18 protein-coding genes are annotated in these 15154 nt (G+C 70.0%); 11 read left to right on the top strand and 7 right to left on the bottom strand.

Annotated features, from left to right (window positions below; translation table 11 throughout):
* Positions 1–32 precede the first annotated feature (32 nt).
* A complete protein-coding gene (locus ACFY0F_RS11185) occupies positions 33–809 on the bottom strand; it encodes a DUF4328 domain-containing protein (RefSeq protein ID WP_388791849.1) in 777 nt (258 codons plus the stop codon).
* Between the two features lie 115 nt (positions 810–924).
* Positions 925–2580: a glycoside hydrolase family 20 protein gene (locus ACFY0F_RS11180; RefSeq protein ID WP_388791847.1), complete on the bottom strand. Its 1656-nt coding sequence runs from the start codon at positions 2578–2580 to the stop codon at positions 925–927.
* A 155-nt stretch (positions 2581–2735) separates the two neighbouring features.
* Between ACFY0F_RS11180 and ACFY0F_RS11175 the strand changes: the two genes are divergently transcribed.
* From ACFY0F_RS11175 to ACFY0F_RS11155, 5 genes are all read left to right on the top strand, one after another.
* Entirely contained in the window at positions 2736–3356 is a 621-nt protein-coding gene (locus ACFY0F_RS11175) for a 2-oxo-4-hydroxy-4-carboxy-5-ureidoimidazoline decarboxylase (RefSeq protein WP_388791845.1), read from the top strand.
* A gap of 199 nt (positions 3357–3555) precedes the next feature.
* The gene (sdhC, locus tag ACFY0F_RS11170) at positions 3556–3936 is read left to right on the top strand and encodes a succinate dehydrogenase, cytochrome b556 subunit (protein WP_388791843.1); all 381 of its coding nucleotides are present in this window, start codon (positions 3556–3558) and stop codon (positions 3934–3936) included.
* Between the two features lie 8 nt (positions 3937–3944).
* Positions 3945–4439, top strand: a complete 495-nt coding sequence (locus ACFY0F_RS11165; RefSeq protein WP_388791841.1) for a succinate dehydrogenase hydrophobic membrane anchor subunit — start codon at positions 3945–3947, stop codon at positions 4437–4439.
* A gap of 19 nt (positions 4440–4458) precedes the next feature.
* The gene (sdhA, locus tag ACFY0F_RS11160; RefSeq protein ID WP_388791839.1) at positions 4459–6213 is read left to right on the top strand and encodes a succinate dehydrogenase flavoprotein subunit; all 1755 of its coding nucleotides are present in this window, start codon (positions 4459–4461) and stop codon (positions 6211–6213) included.
* Entirely contained in the window at positions 6213–6986 is a 774-nt protein-coding gene (locus tag ACFY0F_RS11155) for a succinate dehydrogenase iron-sulfur subunit (RefSeq protein ID WP_388791837.1), read from the top strand. Before sdhA ends, ACFY0F_RS11155 begins: the two co-directional genes overlap by 1 nt.
* 101 nt (positions 6987–7087) lie before the next feature.
* Here ACFY0F_RS11155 and ACFY0F_RS11150 read toward each other — a convergent pair whose 3' ends face one another.
* From ACFY0F_RS11150 to ACFY0F_RS11140, 3 genes are all read right to left on the bottom strand, one after another.
* Positions 7088–7498, bottom strand: a complete 411-nt coding sequence (locus ACFY0F_RS11150; protein ID WP_388791835.1) for a type II toxin-antitoxin system VapC family toxin — start codon at positions 7496–7498, stop codon at positions 7088–7090.
* A complete protein-coding gene (locus tag ACFY0F_RS11145; protein WP_388791833.1) occupies positions 7495–7767 on the bottom strand; it encodes a hypothetical protein in 273 nt (90 codons plus the stop codon). Before ACFY0F_RS11145 ends, ACFY0F_RS11150 begins: the two co-directional genes overlap by 4 nt.
* A gap of 445 nt (positions 7768–8212) precedes the next feature.
* Positions 8213–8953, bottom strand: coding sequence for a class I SAM-dependent DNA methyltransferase (locus tag ACFY0F_RS11140; protein ID WP_388791831.1), 741 nt, complete (start codon positions 8951–8953; stop codon positions 8213–8215).
* 175 nt (positions 8954–9128) lie between these two features.
* On the opposite strand from ACFY0F_RS11140, the gene ACFY0F_RS11135 reads away from it, so the two are divergent.
* The 3 genes from ACFY0F_RS11135 to ACFY0F_RS11125 are packed head-to-tail and all read left to right on the top strand — an operon-like array spanning position 9129 to position 10974.
* The gene (locus ACFY0F_RS11135) at positions 9129–9521 is read left to right on the top strand and encodes a Scr1 family TA system antitoxin-like transcriptional regulator (protein WP_388791829.1); all 393 of its coding nucleotides are present in this window, start codon (positions 9129–9131) and stop codon (positions 9519–9521) included.
* Positions 9522–9534: 13 nt separating this feature from the next.
* Entirely contained in the window at positions 9535–9723 is a 189-nt protein-coding gene (locus ACFY0F_RS11130; protein ID WP_388791827.1) for a DUF397 domain-containing protein, read from the top strand.
* A 15-nt stretch (positions 9724–9738) separates the two neighbouring features.
* Positions 9739–10974 carry an epoxide hydrolase family protein gene (locus tag ACFY0F_RS11125; protein ID WP_388791825.1) on the top strand — a complete coding sequence of 412 codons (1236 nt, stop codon included), beginning with the start codon at positions 9739–9741 and terminating at the stop codon, positions 10972–10974.
* A 21-nt stretch (positions 10975–10995) separates the two neighbouring features.
* On the opposite strand, the gene ACFY0F_RS11120 is transcribed toward ACFY0F_RS11125, so the two are convergent.
* Positions 10996–11916, bottom strand: a complete 921-nt coding sequence (locus ACFY0F_RS11120; RefSeq protein ID WP_388791823.1) for an RNA polymerase sigma-70 factor — start codon at positions 11914–11916, stop codon at positions 10996–10998.
* A complete protein-coding gene (locus ACFY0F_RS11115) occupies positions 11913–13118 on the bottom strand; it encodes an NAD(P)/FAD-dependent oxidoreductase (RefSeq protein ID WP_388791821.1) in 1206 nt (401 codons plus the stop codon). Before ACFY0F_RS11115 ends, ACFY0F_RS11120 begins: the two co-directional genes overlap by 4 nt.
* 165 nt (positions 13119–13283) lie before the next feature.
* Between ACFY0F_RS11115 and ACFY0F_RS11110 the strand changes: the two genes are divergently transcribed.
* From ACFY0F_RS11110 to ACFY0F_RS11100, 3 genes are all read left to right on the top strand, one after another.
* A complete protein-coding gene (locus tag ACFY0F_RS11110) occupies positions 13284–13850 on the top strand; it encodes a hypothetical protein (RefSeq protein ID WP_388791819.1) in 567 nt (188 codons plus the stop codon).
* A 76-nt stretch (positions 13851–13926) separates the two neighbouring features.
* Positions 13927–14337, top strand: coding sequence for a VOC family protein (locus tag ACFY0F_RS11105; RefSeq protein WP_388791817.1), 411 nt, complete (start codon positions 13927–13929; stop codon positions 14335–14337).
* Between the two features lie 108 nt (positions 14338–14445).
* Positions 14446–15102 (top strand): TetR/AcrR family transcriptional regulator, encoded by a 657-nt coding sequence (locus ACFY0F_RS11100; protein ID WP_388792404.1) that lies wholly within the window; start codon positions 14446–14448, stop codon positions 15100–15102.
* The last annotated feature ends 52 nt before the right edge of the window (positions 15103–15154 follow it).

The following is a 15154-nucleotide window of genomic DNA, read 5'->3' as shown; positions in this document are numbered from 1 at the left end:
TTCCCCTTACTGCGTGCGACGGCCCCGGAGTGTCACAGAGGCATGGTTTCGGCCACCGGGGCGGGTCCGCCCAGGGCCTTGTGCCGCTGCATGCCGGTCAGCCGCAGCACGACGAAGACCGCGAGGGCGGCGGCCGCGATGTCGACGGTGTCGGAGAAGAGCATCAGACGGGCGGCGTCATGCAGCTCCCGCGCGCCGTCGGCCCGCCGGTAGGAGGTGAACGCGGCCCGGTCGGCGAGGAGCGAGATGATCCACAGGGTCCACCAGGCGTTGACCGGCGCGTGCGAACGGGGCGCGCCCCACGGGCTGCTGGCGTCCCAGATGTCGAGGGTGATCCGGCGCGGCATCCAGAGGTTCACGACCGGGGTGAACCAGGCGCCGATCGCCCAGCCGCGCTTCCTGCTGTGCCCGAAGGGGCTGAAGACCTCGGCGTTGACCCGGACCCGGTGGAACCAGCACAGGTAGACGACGATGCCGGCCAGCAGCGCGGCCGTCTGGACGATACCGGCGGCGCCGTAGAGGGTGTCGGCCCGGTCCGCACGCCGGAGGATCTCCGTGCCGTGGGCGCCGTCCAGGAGGTCGCCCGCGACGTCGTACTGCAGCAGGTCCGCGTAGATCGCGAACAGGTCGGCGGCGATGACGAGTCCGAGCACCGCCGCCGCGGCCCGGCCGAGCCCGACCGGCGAGCGCAGCCAGGCGCCGGGCGCCCCGGCGAACGGCGGGGCGGGCGGCTCCGGCGCGCCCGCGCAGCGGGTGCACAGGGCGCCGCCGGGCATGGCGGCGAAGTGATGGCAGCGCGAGCAGATCACGGTGGGTCCCCCGAGGCGTGACGAGACGCCGGGCGCGGCTCTCCCCTGAGGCACCCGTGCGGCACGCGGAAGATACGGTCCGCGGATGCCTCCCGTCCACCGGATATGACCGTGCTCAGCCGAGGCGGTTCGCCAGCTTCTGGAACTCGGCCCAGGTCAGCGCCGGTTTTCCGGGATCCCACAGTTTCTGCGCGGTCGCCCGCAGCGGCATCCGGATACCCGCGGCGACCTGGTCCTGGGTCTGCGCGTTCGCGATGTCTGACCACACGGCGAAGGACCCGCCGAGGATCTGCCCGTCGTAGCGCGCCGGGACGGCGGTGGTGCCGCGCAGGACCCGCGGGTTCCACTGTTCGTAGATCCGCTTGCCGGTCGGGTAGACGAAGGTCTGCGGCTCCCCGAGGACGTAGTAGAGGAACTCGTCGTTGTGGTTGAGCACCTTCCGCCCCGCGCTCAGGTACTCCACCGGCTGCCGGGCGCCGATCTCCTTGCCGGTCCAGTACGCGACCTGGAGGTCCTTCGCGGGCGGTACGGACGTCCGCCGGAAGAACCCGTCGTTCCACGCCCGCATGGTGCGGTCGTGGGCGCGGAGCGTGTCGGCCCGGTCGTTCAGCCAGCCGGTGGCGAGGTCGGAGACGGTTCCGTCGGCGCCGTAGGCCTGCCGGGCGGCGGCGGCCAGCTGCGGGTAGGAGGCCTGCGGGTCGGCCACGGTCAGCGCCTGGTACTCGTCGCCGCCGAGGTTCCACTGGGAGCCGGGGAACAGACCGGCGTACTCGTCGAGGAGGTCGTCCACGATCGTGGCGGCGCTGTCCTTGGAGATGTCGACGGCGCCGCGCGTGGGGACGCCCCGCGCGTTGCGGAGCTGCAGGTCGGGGTGGGCGGCGATGACGGCGCCGAGGTGTCCGGGCGAGTCGATCTCCGGCACGACCGTGATGTGCCGGGCGGCCGCGAGGTCGACGATCCGCTTGACCTGGGCCTTGGTCAGATGGTCCTTGGAGACGACCTCGGGGTGGCTCGTGGACTCGATGCGGAAGCCCTGGTCGTCGGAGAAGTGCAGCCCCAGCTCGTTGTACTTCAGATCGCCGAGCTCCTTGACCCGGTCCTCGATCCAGGAGGCGGTGTAGGGCTTGCGGGCGATGTCCAGGTTGAAGCCGCGCCGCGGCTTGGCGGGCTGGTCGCGCACGACGCCCTCCGGGGCGGTGCCGCCGCCGTGGACCTCCTGCTTGAGGGTGCGCGTGCCGTAGAAGACCCCCGCGTCGGCGGGCCCGCTTATGTTCACGCGGCCACCGCGCACGGTCATGGTGTACGACTCCGGGTTCGCGCCCTCGTCGTCGTTCAGCGCCAGCCGTACGTCCCCGGCGCGCACGTCGTCCCGCTCGCCCGCGTACGACAGGCCCAGCTCACCGGCGATCAGCCTGCCCTCGTCGGCCAGGTCGGCGTCGCTCACCACCACGCGCTCGCCGTGCGCCGGACGCCAGCCGGGGCCGCGGGCGGAGGTGTGGGACCGTACCGCGGGGATCGTGCGGGGCGCCTGGGACAGCGGGTAGGAGCGGCTGGGCGTGGGACTCGGCTGCGGCGAGGCGGAGCCCGACCGGTTCGCCCCGCGGTCCGCGGACCGCTGCGCCGACGTCGCCGTCGCCGGCCCGCCGTCGTCCGCCCAGGCCCAGACCCCGACCCCCACACCGAGCCCGACCGTGCCGACGAAGGCCACGGCGGCCACCGCCCGCTTCCTCCTCACGTTCTGCGCCGACGCCCGGCGCCTGTGCTGACTCACCGCTCCAACCTACGGCCGGCGTGCCGATCACACGTCACCCACACGCTCCGAAACTCTCCCGTCCGAGTGAAATTCGGGCATCCATCGGACATAGCCTGACCACTCTCGATAACGTGACGACACAGCTCTTCACAAGATCCCCAGACACACCACATGTGACGCGAGGACCCACGCTGCCTGCGCACCCGTACCCCTCCGCCCGAGTGGCCATACCGGCGCTCCCGGAGCAGACCCGCACCCCGCCGCCCGCCACCGCGGTCGAGGGGTTCAACACCGCGCCCGCGGACGAGGTCCACAGCACCCTCCTGGGCTGCCTTCGCAGCGTCCACTGGGCTCGCCGCATCGCCGCCCACCGCCCCTACCCGGACCTCGACTCCCTCCTGGCCGCGGCGGACGAGGCGGCGTACGACCTGGCACCGGCCGACCTCACGGCGGCCCTGGCCGCGGAGTCCCTCCCACCCCTGCCGGAGGGCACCTACACGGCGGCCCACACGGCCCTGAGCGCCGCTCACGCCGCCTACGAAGCCCGTTTCGGACACGTGTTCGTCATCAGCCTGAGCGACACCACCCCGAACGAGGCCCTGGACCGCATCCTCGAAGGCATCCGATCACGATTGACGAACGATCCCGAAGAGGAACGTCTGGTGGCATGGGAGGAACTCCGTCGCCTCGCGAGAGGGCGGTTGATCAGCTCCCTCAGGGGCGCGGGGCTGTGCCGATCTGCGGCTCCGCCGCGGGGCGCGACCAGCCCAAACGGCGCCGCACCCGGCAATTGACAGGACACCCCACCCCGTAGCCGCCTAAATAGCCCGTCCGTGCACCTTTAGATGCCAGTTTGATCACACAGGCAACCCCCCGCTGAGCCCAGCGCAAGCGTCTCGCTACGATGCTGGGGGCCGGTGGACCGTACCCGGCCGGGCCCGACCGACACCGAAGCCGGCGCGGCCCTAGTCCCCGCTCCCGGAGGGTTCTTCCGTGCCGGCTGGAACGCTGTACCGCGGCCGGGAAGGAATGTGGTCCTGGGTGGCTCACCGAGTCACCGGCGTCCTCATCTTCTTCTTCCTGTTCGTTCACGTGCTGGACACCGCTCTCGTGCGTGTCTCCCCCGAGGACTACGACAAGGTCGTAGCCACGTACAAGACGCCGATCGTCGCCGTGCTGGAGTACGGCCTCGTCGCCGCCATCCTCTTCCACGCGCTCAACGGCCTGCGCGTCATCGCCGTCGACTTCTGGTCGAAGGGCCCGCGCTACCAGAAGCAGATGCTGTGGACCGTCGTCGGCGTCTGGGTCGTCCTGATGGCCGGTGCGATCTACCCGGTCCTCGGCCACGCCGCTCGAGTCCTCTTCGGGAGCTGACGCCGCCCATGTCGAACAACTCAGTCACCACTGAAAAGACCGCTTCCGGGATCGGCCCCGTCGAGGGCGGCTCGCTCTACAACGTCGACAACCCGGCCCCCTTCATCGAGGCCCCGCGCAAGCGCACCAGGAAGACCCCCAAGTCCACCCGGGGCAACTTCGAACTGGCCGCCTGGCTGTTCATGCGCCTGTCCGGCATCGTGCTGGTCGTCCTGGTCATCGGCCACCTGCTGATCCAGCTCGTGCTGGACGGCGGCGTCTCCAAGATCGGCTTCGCCTTCGTGGCCGGCCGCTGGGCGTCCCCGTTCTGGCAGGTGTGGGACCTCCTCATGCTGTGGCTCGCCATGCTGCACGGCGCCAACGGCCTGCGCACGGTCATCAACGACTACGCGGAGCGCGCGAACACCCGGCTGTGGCTGAAGGGTCTGCTCTACACCGCCACGGTGTTCACCATCCTGCTGGGCACGCTGGTGATCTTCACCTTCGACCCGAACATCCGCTAGGCACGGGGCTGCGAGAATCATGAAGATCCACAAGTACGACACCGTCATCGTCGGCGCCGGTGGCGCCGGTATGCGCGCCGCCATCGAGTCGACGAAGCGCAGCCGCACCGCCGTGCTGACCAAGCTCTACCCCACCCGCTCCCACACGGGCGCCGCGCAGGGCGGCATGGCCGCCGCGCTGGCCAACGTGGAGGAGGACAACTGGGAGTGGCACACCTTCGACACGGTCAAGGGCGGTGACTACCTGGTCGACCAGGACGCCGCCGAGATCCTGGCGAAGGAGGCCATCGACTCCGTCCTCGACCTGGAGAAGATGGGCCTGCCGTTCAACCGCACCCCGAACGGCACCATCGACCAGCGCCGCTTCGGCGGTCACAGCCGCAACCACGGCGAGGCCCCGGTCCGCCGGTCCTGCTACGCGGCCGACCGCACCGGCCACATGATCCTCCAGACGCTGTACCAGAACTGCGTCAAGGAGGGCGTGGAGTTCTTCAACGAGTTCTACGTCCTGGACCAGCTCATCACCGAGGTCGACGGCGTCAAGAAGTCGGCGGGTGTGGTCGCGTACGAGCTGGCGACCGGCGAGATCCACGTCTTCCAGGCGAAGGCCGTGATCTACGCGTCCGGCGGCTGCGGCAAGTTCTTCAAGGTGACGTCCAACGCCCACACGCTGACCGGTGACGGCCAGGCGGCGGTCTACCGCCGGGGTCTGCCGCTGGAGGACATGGAGTTCTTCCAGTTCCACCCGACCGGCATCTGGCGCATGGGCATCCTGCTGACGGAGGGCGCCCGTGGTGAGGGCGGCATCCTGCGCAACAAGGACGGCGAGCGCTTCATGGAGAAGTACGCGCCGGTCATGAAGGACCTCGCGTCCCGTGACGTCGTGTCCCGCTCCATCTACACGGAGATCCGCGAGGGCCGCGGCTGCGGTCCCGAGGGCGACCACGTCTACCTGGACCTCACGCACCTCCCGCCGGAGCAGCTCGACGCCAAGCTCCCGGACATCACCGAGTTCGCGCGTACCTACCTGGGCATCGAGCCGTACACCGACCCGATCCCGATCCAGCCCACCGCGCACTACGCGATGGGCGGCATCCCGACCAACGTCGAGGGTGAGGTCCTGGCGGACAACACCACCGTCGTCCCGGGCCTGTACGCGGCCGGCGAGGTCGCCTGCGTCTCGGTGCACGGCGCGAACCGCCTCGGCACCAACTCGCTGCTGGACATCAACGTGTTCGGCAAGCGGGCCGGTATCGCGGCGGCGGAGTACAGCCAGAAGGCCGACTTCGTCGAGCTGCCGGAGAATCCGGAGTCCCTGGTCGTCGAGCAGATCGAGCGGCTGCGCAACTCCACGGGCAGCGAGCGGGTCTCGGTCCTGCGCCGTGAGCTGCAGGAGACCATGGACGCCAACGTCATGGTGTTCCGCACCGAGCAGACGATCAAGACGGCCGTCGAGAAGATCGCCGAGCTGCGCGAGCGCTACCGGAACGTGGCGATCCAGGACAAGGGCAAGCGGTTCAACACCGACCTGCTGGAGGCCATCGAGCTGGGCAACCTGCTGGACCTGGCCGAGGTCATGGCGGTCTCCGCCCTGGCCCGCAAGGAGTCGCGCGGCGGTCACTACCGCGAGGACTACCCCAACCGCGACGACGTCAACTTCATGCGCCACACCATGGCGTACCGCGAGGTGGGCGACGACGGCAGCGAGACCGTCCGCCTGGACTACAAGCCGGTCGTCCAGACCCGCTACCAGCCGATGGAGCGTAAGTACTGATGGCAACCCCGACCCTGGACAAGGCGGACGCGGCCCCCGAGCCCGGCTTCGCCGACTCCCCGTACATCACGGTCACCTTCCGTGTGCGCCGCTTCAACTCCGAGGTCTCGGCCGAGGCGACCTGGGAAGACTTCCAGCTGGAGATCGACCCGAAAGAGCGCGTCCTCGACGGTCTCCACAAGATCAAGTGGGACATCGACGGCACGCTGACCTTCCGCCGTTCCTGCGCCCACGGCATCTGCGGCTCCGACGCCATGCGGATCAACGGCAAGAACCGCCTGGCGTGCAAGACGCTGATCAAGGACATCAACCCCGAGAAGCCGATCACGGTCGAGCCCATCAAGGGCCTGACGGTCCTGAAGGACCTGGTCGTGGACATGGAGCCGTTCTTCCAGGCGTACCGGGACGTCATGCCCTTCCTCATCACGAAGGACACGAACGAGCCCACCCGCGAGCGCCTGCAGTCGGCCGAGGACCGCGAGCGCTTCGACGACACCACGAAGTGCATCCTCTGCGCCGCCTGCACGTCCTCGTGCCCGGTCTTCTGGAACGACGGCCAGTACTTCGGCCCGGCGGCCATCGTCAACGCGCACCGCTTCATCTTCGACTCGCGTGACGAGGCCGGCGAGCAGCGTCTGGAGATCCTCAACGACCGCGACGGCGTCTGGCGCTGCCGCACGACCTTCAACTGCACGGACGCCTGCCCGCGCGGCATCGAGGTCACGAAGGCGATCGCCGAGGTCAAGCGAGCGCTGATCACTCGCCGTTACTGAGGCCTGCCCTCACTGAAGGCCCCGCTCTCCGGTCACTCACCGGGTGCGGGGTCTTCGCGCGTTTTCCGTCCCTGGATCGTCTCCGAAAGGACAGCCGCCACTCAAGGCAGGAGGGTGAGTGCCGAGGTGTGCTTGGGGCGGACGACGCTGAAGTGGCGGCGGTCCAGGGTGGCAACGCGTTCCACGCCGAAGCGTTCGGCTACGGCGATCACGGAGGCGTCGACTGCGCCCAGAGGGAAGTCCGCGTACTGCAGGACCAACTCCCCCATGCGCTCGAGGTCAGCCGGAGTGAGGTGCACCAGCTCGAAGGCACCCCGAGCAACTTCGGCGAGGAAGGCGGCCTCCAGCTTGGGCCAGCGCTCCAGCAGCCAGCACACCTCGGTGAGTACCGGACTGGGCAGCAGACGGTGGCCTGTCATCGAGACCAGAAGAGATGCGCACTCCGCGTGCCGGCGGTCACCGGCGTTCAGGGCCGCGGCAAGCGGACCGGTGTCGAAGACGATCACGTTCACGCCTGGTCGCCGAAGCGACGGCGCATCCGCTCCCGGATGTACTCGTCATGCCGCTCAGCCAGATCCTCCGGCCCGTTCACCGCGCCGATCAACGCCAGCAGCCCGTCCGGGACGGGTTGCTCTTCGTCCGGACGCGGGAGAAGTGCCTCGGCGGCGACCTGCGACAGCTCCTCGTCCTGGGTGACGAGCAGACGCAAGCGACGTACCTGGGTCGGAGTGAGCCGATCCACCAGGTGGTGCATGTCCTCGTAGTCGAATGCTGCGGTCACCCCGCCAGTTTAGAAGCACATCCCTGCTCGCACCGCCCGTCTTCCGGCAGATTCACCCTGGCACGAATGCCTGCCGGGGCCCGACCTCGCACCACAGCAGCTTCCCGCCCCGCCCGAAAAGATCGTCTCCGAGCGGATAGCCGCCGCCCCACGTGTCCGCGTAGTGGGAGACGAGGAACAGCCCCCGCCCGCTGGATGTGGGGGTTGGTGTCCCGGCCACTCACCCGCAGCCGGCTGCCGGCGAACCCACGCAAGCGCAGGGTCGCGGGGCCGGTCGAGTGACCTTGCGGGCGATGCGGTGGCGGATGCCTCTCTTGCTCAGCCATCGTCTGCTCAGCCATCTCGTCGCAGGTGGTCGTAGTCGTAGCGCTTGTCGGTATGGAGCCTGGCCAGGCGCCGACGACGTGAGCCACGGCGGCGGGGCCTTCGCCACTCGCTGCCTACCTCAGACTGGCTTGCGCCACACGGAGACGTGCTTCGCGGAGTCCTGGGTGAACGGTGCCCCGTCCCAGTCCGCGACGCGGCGCTCGAGCTCGAGCCCGGCGATCCGTGCCATCAGGTCGAGCTCCGCCGGCCAGGCGTACCGGTGCCGGGAGCTTTCGCGGCGGTAGCGGCCGTCGTCGCCGTCGCGGGTGAGGTGGTGCGAGACGAGGACCTGCTCGACCAGGTCGAAGGTGTCGAAGCCGAGGTGGCCCTCGGAGACGTCGAACGGCACCGCGACCTGGCCGGGCGGCAGGAACCGCAGCGGCGGCACGCCCAGCTCGATGACGAACCGGCCGCCGGGCGCCAGGTGGCGTGCGGCGTTGCGGAAGCACTCGACCTGCTCGTCCTGCGTGAGCAGGTTGGAGATCGTGTTGTAGACGAGATAGACCAGGGTGAACTCGCCAGGCACGACAGTCGTCGCCATGTCCCCGATGACCACCGGGAGGGTGTCCTCGTCGACCTTGCGTCGCAGGACCGCCGCCATGTGCTCGGACAGCTCGATGCCCACCACGGGCACCCCGCGTTGTTGGAGCGGCACGCCCACGCGTCCGGTCCCGATGGCGAACTCCAGTGCCCGGCCGTCTCCGGCGAGCTCGGCGAGGAAGTCCAGAGTCGGCCCCAGAACGGCGGCCGATGACAACTCGGTCTCCTCGGCGTCGTAGCGGTCGGCCATCGCACGGGTCCACAGCTCACTACTCGTCACGGACGGCCACTTTGCCGGGCGCGAGGGGCGCTGTCGACGCATTTACCTTCCGGCGGATCAGTCACGAGACCTCGCACCACAGCAGCTTCCCTTCCGCCCGAAGAGAGCGTCTCCGAGCGGGTAGCCGCCCCAACTGTCCGCGTAATGGCACACGAGGAACAGCCCCCGCCCGCTGGTGGCATCCGCCGGAACCGGGTGGACCCTGCGGTCCCGATGTTTGTCGAAGGGCGATCACGAAGCCGCCCGTCGCATGCGCGTCGGCGACCGCGCCACCGTCAGGGCTCAGCTTCAGCACCTCAATGACATCGGGGAGTTGCACCACGTCACCATCACCGTGATCCCCTTCGACAACGGCCCCTTCCACACTTCCGGCCAGGGCATCGACTACTTCAACGGCCCAGTGACACAGCTCGACACCGTCCAGCTCGACACGGATCATGGCGCCGAACTCATCGATTCACCAGCCCAGTTGGAGCGCTACCGTCTGATCCTGGACCGCCTTCAGCAAGCCGCACTGTCCTCGGCGAAGTCCCGGGACTTCATCGCCCAACTGGCCCAAGACCTTTGAAGGGAAACCCTCCGTGCCCGATCGACCGCACTGGCAGAAGTCGTCGTACAGCCAGGAGGCCTCCGCCTGCCTCTACGTCGCCACGACCCCCACCCGCACGATCCTCCTCCGCGAAAGCGACGCCCCGGAAACCATCCTCACCACCGGCCCACGCCAACTCGGCGCCCTGATATCCGCGCTGCACTCGGACCGCTCGTACTGAGGGAAGGACCACGCCATGCCCACCCCGCCCCCCTTCCCCCTGCAGCCCACCCCCCTCCACGTGCCCGACGAGGCCCTCGACGACCTGCGGACACGGCTCGCACTGACCCGCCCACCGCTGGACGAGGGGAACGAGGACTGGTCCTACGGCGTCCCGGACGGTTATCTGCGTGAGCTGGTCGCCTACTGGCGGGACGGCTTCGACTGGCGCAAGGCCGAGGCCGGCATCAATGCCTACGAGCAGTACCAGGTGAGCGTCGACGGCGTGCCGGTGCACTTCATGCGGAAGGCCGGGCGTGGGCCCCGCCCGGTTCCGTTGATCCTCACGCACGGCTGGCCGTGGACGTTCTGGCACTGGTCGAAGGTGGTCGACCCGCTCGCCGACCCGGCGGCGTTCGGCGGTGATCCCGCCGACGCGTTCGACGTCATCGTGCCGTCGCTGCCCGGCTTCGGTTTCCCCGGCCCGCTCACCGGCTTCCCGGACGTCAACTTCTGGAAGGTCGCCGACCTCTGGCACACCCTGATGACGGAGACGCTGGGTTACGAGAAGTACGCCGCCGGGGGCTGCGACATCGGCGGCGTCGTCTCCAGCCAGCTCGGCCACAAGTACGCCGACGAGCTGTACGGCATCCACATCGGCTCGGGGCTGCCGCTCGACTTCTTCAACGGCCCCCGCGCCTGGGACTTCGCCCGGAACCGGCCCCTCACCGACGACCAGCCCGCCGGCGTACGCGCCCGCATCATCGAGATGGACCACCGCTGGGCGTCCCACCTGGCCGTGCACATGCTCGACGGCGCCACCCTGGCCCACGGGCTGAGCGACTCGCCCGCGGGACTGCTCGCCTGGCTGGTGAAGCGGTGGAACGCCTGGAGCGACAACGGCGGTGATGTTGAATCTGTCTTCTCCAAGGACGACCTGCTCACCCACGCCATGATCTTCTGGGTGAACAACTCCATCGCCACGTCGATGCGTTACTACGCCAACGCCAACCGCTACCCGTGGACCCCCGCCCACGACCGCACCCCGGTCGTGCAGGCCCCGGTCGGCCTCACCTTCGTCGGTTACGAGAACCCGCCCGGCGTCCACACGGCAGACGAGCGCGTCCGGGCGTTCGAGAACGGGCCGCAGGCCGCCTGGTTCAATCACGTCAACGTGGGCGCCCATGACCGCGGCGGCCACTTCATCCCGTGGGAGAACCCCGACGCCTGGGTGAGCGACCTGCGCCGCACCTTCCGCGGGCGCAGGCCCTGAGCGAACCGCACGAGCAGACGCTCACCGTGTCCCGATGTCGTACGCGGTGCCGTCGGCGACGGCCTGGAGTTTGTCCGGGTTGGCCACGTTGTGGAGGGCGGTGATACGGCCGTCGGCGTCGAAGTCGAAGGTGACGGTGGCGATCACGCGTCCCGGCGCGCTGAACACCATGCCGGGCCCGCCGTTGATGTCGACGAGTTCGGCCTTCATGTCGGCGGGCTCGACGCCCTGGTAGGTGACGGTGCCGAGGGCCGCGAACCAGGCGGCCACCGTGGCCGCGCCCACGACCGGGCGCAGGGCCTGGCGGACCTTGCCGCCGCCGTCGGTCCACAGGGTGACGTCCGGGGACAGCAGTTCCATCAGGGCGTTGACGTCACCGCCGGTCGCGGCGGCGAAGAACCGCTCGGTGACCTGGCGTTGCCGCGACCGGTCGGCGGTGAAGCGCGGCCGCCGGGCCCGCACGTGCTCGCGGGCCCGGTGCGCGGCCTGCCGCACCGCGGCTTCGGAACGCTCCACCGCCTCCGCTATCTCCGCGTGGCCGAAGCCGAAGACCTCCTTCAGCACGAACACCGCGCGTTCGAGCGGGCTCAGCGTCTCCAGCACCACCAGCATGGCCATCGACACCGACTCGGCGTCCGCGACGGCCTCGGCGGCGTCCGGGGCGGTGAGGATGGGCTCCGGCAGCCACGGCCCGACGTAGGTCTCCCGCTTGTGCCGGGTGGAGCGCAGTCGTTCCAGCGCCAGGTTCGACACGATGCGCGTCAGGTACGCCTTGGGGTCGGCCACCTGCGAGCGGTCCGCGGCGGACCACTTGATCCAGGCGTCCTGGACCGCGTCCTCGGCGTCGGCAGCGGTGCCGAGGAGGCGGTAGGCCACGGAGAACAGCAGCCGCCGGTGTTCGTGGAAGACCTGGTGGCCGGAGTGGGCGGACGGGTCGGTCACCGGCCCTCCCGGACCCGGGTGAAGCGGCCCCCGCGGGGCCAGAACGCGCCCGAGGCGGGCATCTTCTTCATACGGCCGTAGGTCGGCCAGGGGGAGGCGGTCACCGTCTCCTTGTACCGGACGGCCATGCGTCCGGTCAGGCAGATCCGGCGCGGGCTGTCGTCGGGGCGGGTGAACTGCACCACCGCGTCGCCCCGCCCCAGGCTCACCGGCGTGTGGTAGTAGCCGAAGCGGAACGGCTTGGGCTGCTTGCCCCTGACCACACGGTCGATCGACAGCGCGGCGTGCACCCCGGTCGGCATGCCGCCCTGGCAGGTGCCGTGCAGGACGCCGTAGCCCTGGCGGATCGCGGCCGCGTCACCGATCGCGTACACCTCGGGGTGGGACACCGAGCGCAGCGCGGCGTCGGTGACGACGCGTCCGCGCTCGTCGACGGTCAGCCCGGCGGCGGCCGCCAGCGGCGACACCCGCGTGCCGCTCGTCCACAGGACCGCGTCGGCGGCGATGCTCTCCCCGCCCGCCAGTTCGACCGCGTCGGGCAACACCTTCACCACCTCGACCCCGGTGCGCACGTGGACGCCCAGCCGGTCGAGCGCGGCATGCACATACGCCCTGGCCTTGGGGTTCATGGCCGCACCGGGCTCGGTCCGGCCCAGCAGTACGACGTTCAGCTCCGGGTACCGCTCGGCGATCTCCGCGGCCGACTCGATGCCGGTCAGCCCGCTGCCGCCGACCACCACCGTGCCGCTGCCGAGCCGCTGCAGCCGGTCGGCCAGCAACTCGGCGTCCTGGGCACTGCTCAGGGTGTACGCATGGTCCTCGGCACCCGGCACCGCCGACGTGTCGGCCACACCGCCCAGCCCGTACACCAACGAGTCGTAGTGCAGCACCCGGTCGTCGTCGATCCGCACGGTCCGGGCGTCCGCGTCCACCGCCGTCACCCAGCCGCGCACGAACCGCGCCCCCGTGCCCTCCAGCATCTCCGGGATGCTCAGCTCGTCCAGTCGCCGGCCGGTCGCCGTCATGTGCAGCCGCATGCGCTCGGTGAACCGCTCCGTCGCGTTCACCACGGTCACCTGCACGCCCTCGCGCCGAGCGGCCCGGGCCGCGAGCTGGACGGCCGCGGCCATACCCGCGTATCCGGCCCCCAGGACCACCACGCGGTGCGTGCCCGTCATGCCGGTCTCCTGCTGTGCGCTCATCGTCGCGTCCTCCTCCACTCGATGCCGACGCACACCAGATGGAAGGGGGCCGCTCGAGCGTGACATGAGGTCGATGTGATGCGCGACACAGTCCGGATCGAGGTGGGAGGCCGGCGTCCGTCATCCCCACCCGCGCACGAGTCGACGGCGTCTAAGGTCACCCCCATGAGCAACTCCACCGCCGCCGCCGTCCTGACCACCCCCGACCTGGACGAGGCCCTGCGCGTGGTGCGCACGCTGCTGGGGATCACGGACCTCACCCGCGCCGAGGTGGACTTCGAGGCGAGGATCCGGTCCCGTGAGGGTCTCGCGGAGGTGCTGCGGGTGCTGCCCGGACTGAACTGGTGGGCCCGGCAGGGAGCGGAGAAGCGGTCGGCGGAGAACGGCGACGACCCGTCGGAGTGTCTGCCCGTCTCCGTGCACGACTGGTGCCACCCACTGGAACTCGCCGAACCGTTCATCCGCGCGCTGGGCCCCCAGGACGCCGCCGCCGTGCGCTGGGACCTGGACGAATGGCCCGAGGTGCCGGAGGCGGGGCTCGAGTCGATCTCGCAGAAGTACGCGTACCTCACGCTGTCGGTGCACTCACGGGACCTGTACCAGTACGAGCCCGCCGCGGATCACACCGTTCACGTGCATGTGCGCGGGGAGCACGACCTGGACCGCGTCCAGTGGCTCGCCGCGCGGGCCGGGGGGCGGTTCGACGGGCGCACGGAACTCGCTCCGCTGTGACCTCGCCTGGTCCGGGCGGGTGACCCCGGCGGTCCGGCCTCCCCGGTCCACGGCCGCGTGAACTTAATCTGATGGCATGTCAGATGAACAGTCGTACGAGCTGCTCGGGTTCGACAACGTGCTGTTGCCCGTCGGGGACCTCGGCGAGGCCGTGGAGTTCTACGAGCGGGCCGGGTTCGTCGTGGGGTTCCGGTTCGACGAGGCCGGGATCGCCCTGCTCAAGGTGGGGGGCGAGACACCCGGGATCCTGCTGCGGGTCGAGCACGGGCTGGGGCACCGGTCGCCGACCTGGCCGTCGCCCCGGCTGTGGCTGGAGGTCCCGGACGCGCGTGCGGCGGTGCGGAAGCTCGCCGACGCCGGGATCAAGCCGCTCGACGAGCCCTTCTCCGTGGCCACGGGGTGGACGGTGGAGATCGCCGACCCCTGGGGGAACGTCCTCGGGTTCACCGACTACACCAAGCGCCCGGAGCTCGGCCGACGGGCCTGATCCGCGGACGGGGGGGCGCCCGCGGCAGTCGTTAGGCTCTTGTCCGTGTCCGCGAAGAACGAAGTCAGCAAGTCCGAGCAGACCCGCGCGCTGATCCTGGAGACGGCGATGCGGCTGTTCCAGGAGCGCGGCTACGACAAGACGACCATGCGGGCCATCGCCAAGGAGGCCGGGGTCTCCGTCGGCAACGCGTACTACTACTTCGAGGGCAAGGAGCACCTGATCCAGGGCTTCTACGACCGGATCGCCGCCGAGCACCGGGTGGCGGTCCGGGAGGTCCTGGAGCGGGAGACCGACCTGGAGGCGCGGCTCGCGGGGGTGCTGCGGGCCTGGCTGGACATCGCCACGCCGTACCACGAGTTCGCCGTGCAGTTCTTCAAGAACGCCGCCGACCCCGACAGCCCGCTCAGCCCCTTCTCCCCCGAGTCCGAGCACGCCCGGCTGGAGGCCATCAGCGTCCACCGGGAGGTGCTGGCCGGTACGAAGACCAAGGTCCCGGAGGAGCTGCGGGACATCCTGCCCGAGCTGATGTGGCTCTCCCAGATGGGGCTCGTCCTGTACTGGGTCTTCGACCGGACGGAGGGGCGCGAGCGCAGTTACCGGCTGGCCGAGCGGGGGGCGCGACTCACCGCCCGGGGCGTGTACCTGGCGCGGTTCCGGGTGCTGCGGCCGCTCGTGCGCGAGGTGCACGAGCTGTTCACGGACTTTCTGCCGGGGATGACGAAGGCGCTGCCGGATCCGGCGGCCAAGGGGCAGGGCGAGTGATCACTTTCGGGTGAAGCGGTTCGAACGGGACACCGAGGATCCTGGCTGCCTA

Source organism: Streptomyces sp. NPDC001544, from assembly GCF_042894285.1.
Taxonomy (GTDB): domain Bacteria; phylum Actinomycetota; class Actinomycetes; order Streptomycetales; family Streptomycetaceae; genus Streptomyces.
This window is presented reverse-complemented; position numbering and strand designations above follow the sequence as displayed.

Excerpts from the sequence above, each read along its gene's own strand:
- sdhA (WP_388791839.1), top strand. The coding sequence starts at position 4,459 with ATGAAGATCCACAAGTACGACACCGTCATCGTCGGCGCCGGTGGCGCC.
- ACFY0F_RS11100 (WP_388792404.1), top strand. The coding sequence starts at position 14,446 with ATGCGGCTGTTCCAGGAGCGCGGCTACGACAAGACGACCATGCGGGCC.
- ACFY0F_RS11115 (WP_388791821.1), bottom strand. The coding sequence starts at position 13,118 with ATGAGCGCACAGCAGGAGACCGGCATGACGGGCACGCACCGCGTGGTG.
- ACFY0F_RS11125 (WP_388791825.1), top strand. The coding sequence starts at position 9,739 with ATGCCCACCCCGCCCCCCTTCCCCCTGCAGCCCACCCCCCTCCACGTG.
- ACFY0F_RS11110 (WP_388791819.1), top strand. The coding sequence starts at position 13,284 with ATGAGCAACTCCACCGCCGCCGCCGTCCTGACCACCCCCGACCTGGAC.
- ACFY0F_RS11165 (WP_388791841.1), top strand. The coding sequence starts at position 3,945 with ATGTCGAACAACTCAGTCACCACTGAAAAGACCGCTTCCGGGATCGGC.
- ACFY0F_RS11155 (WP_388791837.1), top strand. The coding sequence starts at position 6,213 with ATGGCAACCCCGACCCTGGACAAGGCGGACGCGGCCCCCGAGCCCGGC.
- ACFY0F_RS11105 (WP_388791817.1), top strand. The coding sequence starts at position 13,927 with ATGTCAGATGAACAGTCGTACGAGCTGCTCGGGTTCGACAACGTGCTG.